7 protein-coding genes are annotated in these 5,453 nt (G+C 37.3%); 6 read left to right on the forward strand and 1 reads right to left on the reverse strand.

Annotated elements, in window-relative coordinates; genetic code table 11:
- Positions 1-17 precede the first annotated feature (17 nt).
- The 6 genes from HRT72_04800 to rplT all read left to right on the forward strand — a co-directional run bounded on the left by HRT72_04800 (position 18) and on the right by rplT (position 5,311).
- Complete coding sequence (locus tag HRT72_04800) at positions 18-1,613, forward strand: acyl-CoA carboxylase subunit beta (protein ID NQY67026.1); 1,596 nt, start codon at positions 18-20, stop codon at positions 1,611-1,613.
- A gap of 4 nt (positions 1,614-1,617) precedes the next feature.
- Positions 1,618-2,100, forward strand: coding sequence for a ribonuclease E activity regulator RraA (gene rraA / locus HRT72_04805; GenBank protein ID NQY67027.1), 483 nt, complete (start codon positions 1,618-1,620; stop codon positions 2,098-2,100).
- A 54-nt stretch (positions 2,101-2,154) separates the two neighbouring features.
- Positions 2,155-4,101 carry a threonine--tRNA ligase gene (thrS, locus tag HRT72_04810; protein ID NQY67028.1) on the forward strand — a complete coding sequence of 649 codons (1,947 nt, stop codon included), beginning with the start codon at positions 2,155-2,157 and terminating at the stop codon, positions 4,099-4,101.
- A 23-nt stretch (positions 4,102-4,124) separates the two neighbouring features.
- Complete coding sequence (locus tag HRT72_04815) at positions 4,125-4,688, forward strand: translation initiation factor IF-3 (protein NQY67029.1); 564 nt, start codon at positions 4,125-4,127, stop codon at positions 4,686-4,688.
- A gap of 7 nt (positions 4,689-4,695) precedes the next feature.
- A complete protein-coding gene (rpmI, locus tag HRT72_04820; GenBank protein ID NQY67030.1) occupies positions 4,696-4,893 on the forward strand; it encodes a 50S ribosomal protein L35 in 198 nt (65 codons plus the stop codon).
- Positions 4,894-4,966: 73 nt separating this feature from the next.
- Positions 4,967-5,311 carry a 50S ribosomal protein L20 gene (gene rplT / locus HRT72_04825; protein ID NQY67031.1) on the forward strand — a complete coding sequence of 115 codons (345 nt, stop codon included), beginning with the start codon at positions 4,967-4,969 and terminating at the stop codon, positions 5,309-5,311.
- A gap of 11 nt (positions 5,312-5,322) precedes the next feature.
- Here rplT and HRT72_04830 read toward each other — a convergent pair.
- Positions 5,323-5,453, reverse strand: a 131-nt coding sequence (locus HRT72_04830; protein NQY67032.1) for a pilus assembly protein PilF, incomplete at its 5' end; no start/stop codon positions are given.

Genomic DNA, 5,453 nt, shown 5'->3' on the forward strand with positions numbered 1-5,453 from the left:
ACGAAAACGAAGACCATATCAAGTTCCTTTTGTCCAGGATGGACAAGATTATAGATCGCATTAAACTTGGTGGAGGAAAAGCTAAACTCGACAAGCAACACGAGAAAGGAAAGCTAACCGTTCGTGAACGCGTTGATCTCTTAATCGATATAGATACTAAGTTCTTGGAAATAGCCCCTTTGGCTGGGTACGAAATGTACGAAGAACATGGTGGTTGCCCGTGTGGTGGAACCACGGTACATATTGGCTACGTTAGTGGTAATCAGTGTGTAATTGTTGCCAATGATGCAAGTGTTAAAGCGGGTTCATGGTTCCCAATAACCGTAAAAAAGATTTTACGTGCTCAGGAAATCTCTACGGAGAATAACCTACCGATAATTTATTTAGTAGATAGCGCTGGAGTATATCTTCCACTTCAAGATGAAATCTTTCCTGACAAAGAAGACTTCGGACGAATATTCAGAAATAATGCAATTATGTCTGCCAGAGGAATTGTTCAGATTTCTGCCGTTATGGGAAGTTGTGTTGCTGGTGGAGCTTATCTGCCAATCATGTCTGACGAAACATTGATTGTAGATGGTACAGGTTCTATCTTTTTGGCTGGCTCTTATTTGGTAAAAGCTGCGATTGGAGAAGAAATCGATAATGAAACTTTAGGAGGCGCTACAACGCATACTGCTATCTCTGGTATTGCTGACTATCGCTGTAAAGACGACACAGAGTGTATCCAGAAGATCAGAACAATATTCCAGTCTATTCAACCCTCTGAATTGGCAAACTTTAAAAGAGCAGAACCTCGAATGCCCGCCAAATCATTAGATGAACTTTACGGTTTAATCCCAAAAATCCGCGAGAAACCGTATGAGACACGAGATATTATTGATAGGCTCGTTGACAATTCGAAATTTAACGAGTACAAAGAGGATTTTGGCAAAACTATCGTTTGTGGAACAGCCAATATTGATGGCTGGGCTGTTGGAATTATTGCAAATCAAAGAAGCATAATAAAAACAGAGAAAGGTGAAATGCGATTTGGAGGAGTTATTTATTCTGACTCATCTGTTAAAGCAGCACGATTTATTATGAATTGCAATCAAAAGAAAATACCTCTGGTCTTCTTGCAGGACGTAACAGGTTTTATGGTGGGTTCTAGATCCGAACACGAAGGAATTATTAAAAACGGCGCTAAATTAGTTAGTGCGATGGCGAACTCTATAGTTCCTAAGTTCACTGTAATATTAGGAAATTCATATGGCGCTGGAAATTATGCTATGTGCGGTAAGGCTTATGATCCAAGACTTATAGTGGGATGGCCAACCGCTAAAATTGCAGTAATGGGAGGAAAACAAGCTGCCCAGGTTTTAGTCCAAATACAAGCGTCTGCACTTAAAAAAGCCGGAGAACAAATTACAGAGGCAGATAAGAAAAAACTCCTAGATAAAATTTCCAAGAAATACGAGAAAGAAACAACAGCAATGTATGCGGCAGCTCGTTTATGGATAGACGCTATTATCGATCCCATAGAAACTCGTAATGTAATTTCATTGGGTATAGAGGCCGCGAACCATAAACCTATCACGGAAAAATACAACGTAGGAATAATTCAAACATAAATAAATGAGTCAGTTAAGCACAGCAGATCTCTGCGATGATCATTCAGATAATCTAGTAATTGCAGATCCATTATTTAACATTTACGGTAAACATGCCTCGTTTTTTGGTAAAATAGTTACTGTTAAAATATTTGAGGACAATGTTATCTTAAAAGAGACCTTATCTACTAATGGCAATGGAAAGGTATTAGTCGTAGACGGAGGAGGGTCAACCAGATGTGCTTTGGTTGGAGATTTAATAGCTGCTCTAGCAGTAAAAAATGAATGGTCCGGTATTATAGTTTACGGATGTATAAGAGATGCCAGGGAAATTAGTACAATTGAAATTGGCATTAAAGCCATTGGAACTTGCCCGATAAAGAGTATAAAAAAAGGACAGGGTGATAAACAAATTCCAGTAAAGTTTGCAAGCACTACATTTACTCCAGGTCACTTTGTATACTCTGATGAAGATGGTATTATCGTTAGCGAAAAGGCTATCATATAATAAATACTTCTAAGGTCATTTTAATACCTTTACGGACCTTATTAATTACCCAATATGATTATAGTAACCTTTCCAGACAAGAATACAAGAACATATCCAGAAGGGACTACTTCCCTCGAGGTGGCTACTTCTATAAGTGAAGGCCTAGCAAGAAATGTTTTAGCCGCCAAAGTTGATGGCGAATTAATAGATGCTACCCGTCCTTTAAATGGAGATGCGCAATTAGAATTGATTACTTGGGGCAGCGATAATGCAAAAAATGTTCTTTGGCACTCTACAGCTCATCTTATGGCTGAAGCTTTACAATTCTTTTATCCTGATGTTAAATTTTGGGTTGGGCCAGCATTAGGCAATGGATTTTACTACGATGTTGATTTAAACGGACGAGACTTCTCTTCAGACGAATTTTCGAAGATTGAGAAAAAAATGTTAGAGCTCGCTCGAACAAATAGTTCTTTCGTACGAAAAGAAATATCGAAAGCAGACGCAATCTCTTTGTTCAAGGAGAAAGATGACGAATACAAATTAGATTTACTTGAAGGGTTAGAAGATGGAAACATCACTTTATACACGCAAGGTGATTTTACAGACCTGTGCAGAGGTCCTCACATTCCAAACACTGGCTTTATCAAGGCGGTTAAATTATTAAGTGTCGCCGGTGCCTACTGGAAAGGAGATGAAAACAACAAGCAGCTAACTCGTATTTATGGCATTAGTTTCCCTAAACAAAAAGAGCTAACCGAATACTTAGAATTACTCGAAGAGGCGAAAAAAAGAGATCATAGAAAAATTGGTAAGGAATTAGAGCTATTCATGTTCTCCGAAAAAGTTGGACAAGGGTTACCAATGTGGCTTCCCAAAGGTGCAATGCTTAAAGAAAGATTAGAAAACTTTTTAAAAGACATTCAGTTAAAATCTGGTTACGAACCCGTTGTAACGCCACATATTGGCAACAAAAATTTATACGTTACTTCTGGTCATTACGAAAAATATGGAGCCGATGCATTTCAACCAATACAAACACCTAAAGAAGGTGAAGAGTTTTATTTAAAACCTATGAATTGCCCTCACCATTGTGAGATGTACAAATACAAACCTCGGTCGTACAAAGATTTACCGATACGATTTGCTGAATTTGGAACTGTATATAGATATGAGCAATCGGGTGAATTGTCTGGATTAACAAGAGTAAGAGGTTTTACCGTTGATGATGCTCACCTATTTTGCCGACCCGATCAAGTAAAAGACGAGTTTTTAAAAGTCATTGATTTAGTATTGTTTGTATTTAATGCTCTAGGCTTTCATGACTATACAGCTCAAATATCTTTGAGAGATCCAGAAAATAGGGAGAAATATATTGGCTCAGATGAAAATTGGGAGAAAGCAGAATCCGCGATTATCGAAGCAGCCGAAGAGAAAGGATTAAAGACGACCGTTGAACTTGGCGAAGCTGCGTTTTATGGTCCGAAGTTGGATTTTATGGTAAAAGATGCCTTAGGAAGGCAATGGCAACTAGGGACTATTCAAGTAGACTATAACCTTCCGGAAAGATTTGAACTCGATTATGTAGGTAACGACGATCAAAAGCACCGACCAGTAATGATTCACCGCGCCCCATTTGGTTCTCTAGAGCGATTTATTGCTGTTCTTATCGAACATTGCGCAGGGAAATTCCCATTATGGCTAGCGCCCGAACAATTTATAATCCTACCAATTAGCGATAAGTATAATGAGTATGCAGAAAATGTTTTAAAATTGCTAAAAAATTACGACCTTCGCGGGCTTGTCGATAGTCGTAACGAGAAAATCGGTAAAAAGATAAGGGACGCAGAAATTAACAAACTTCCTTATATGCTTATCGTAGGAGAATCAGAATTTAACAACGATTCTATTTCGGTTAGGAAACAAGGAAAAGAAGATTTAGGAGAAATGAAGTTAACTGACTTTGTTTCTAAAATCGAAAAAGAGATTTTTAAGAACAAAGAGTATATTAATAATTAAAGACGGAGGGCTACGCCATAGCAATTAGAAGATCAAATAAAGGAGCAAGACGGGAAGTATATAACCCGTACAAAATCAATGACGAAATTGAGGCTCGGGAAGTTCGTGTTGTAGGTGAAGGTATTGAACCCGGTGTTTACGGCATTACGGAAGCCATTAAAATGGCGGATGATCAAGAACTGGATCTAGTGCAGATATCTCCGGAAGCGAGACCTCCTGTTTGCAAAATTATTGATTACAAAAAGTTTTTATACGAATACAAAAAGAAGCAGAAAGAACTAAAATCAAAAGCTTCGAAAGTAGTCGTCAAAGAAATTAGATTTGGTCCTAATACAGATGATCATGATTTTAACTTTAAGTTAAAGCATGCTACTAAGTTTTTAGAAGACAATGCTAAAGTAAAAGCATTTGTATTCTTCAAAGGCCGATCTATATTATTTAAAGAAAAGGGTGAGTTGTTATTATTAAAGTTTGCCCAAGAGTTGGAAGAACTTGCAAAAGTAGAGCAATTACCTAAGCAAGAAGGACGAAGGATGATTATGATGCTAACGCCATTATCATCGGGTCAAAAGAAAAGTAAAAAATAGAAGTACTATGCCAAAAATGAAAACAGTTTCTAGTGCAAAAAAGAGATTCTCTTTTACAGCGACTGGAAAGATTAAAAGAAAGCATGCCTTTAAAAGTCACATCTTAACTAAGAAGTCGACTAAAAGAAAAAGGAACTTAACTTATTTTACATGTGTGCATAAAGCAGATGTATCTAGAGTAAGGTTTATGCTTTGCAGAGGATAATAATTAATTGTAGAATATAGATTAGCACCAAAGAGTCCGATTTTGCGGAACGCTAACTGTAAAATTTAGTAATATGCCAAGAGCTACTAACAACGTTGCCGCTAAGCAACGAAAGAAAAAAATATACAAACAAGCCAAAGGCTTTTTTGGAAAAGGAAAGAACGTTTACACAAACGCCCGTAACAGGCTGGAAAAAGGTTATACTTACGCTTACAGAGATAGAAAAGCGAAGAAAAGAACTTTCAGAGGTTTATGGATTATGAGAATTAATGCTGGTGCAAGAGAGCACGGTATGTCATATTCTACTTTCATGGGTAAAATTCACGCTCAAGGAATTGAATTAAACAGAAAAGTATTAGCTGATTTATCTATGAATCATCCAGTTGCTTTCAAAGCGATCTGCGATAGTCTTAAATAAATCTTATTGAACTAAAATCCTATTCGACTTAGCCCTTTTGCGGCTGAGTCATATTGAGGATTTATTGAGAGTGCTAGTCTATAATTAGATTCAGCACTTTTTGTATTACCTAATAGTTCGTAACTGTAACCCAGATTATAGT

This window comes from Flavobacteriales bacterium, from assembly GCA_013214975.1.
Classification (GTDB): domain Bacteria; phylum Bacteroidota; class Bacteroidia; order DT-38; family DT-38; genus DT-38.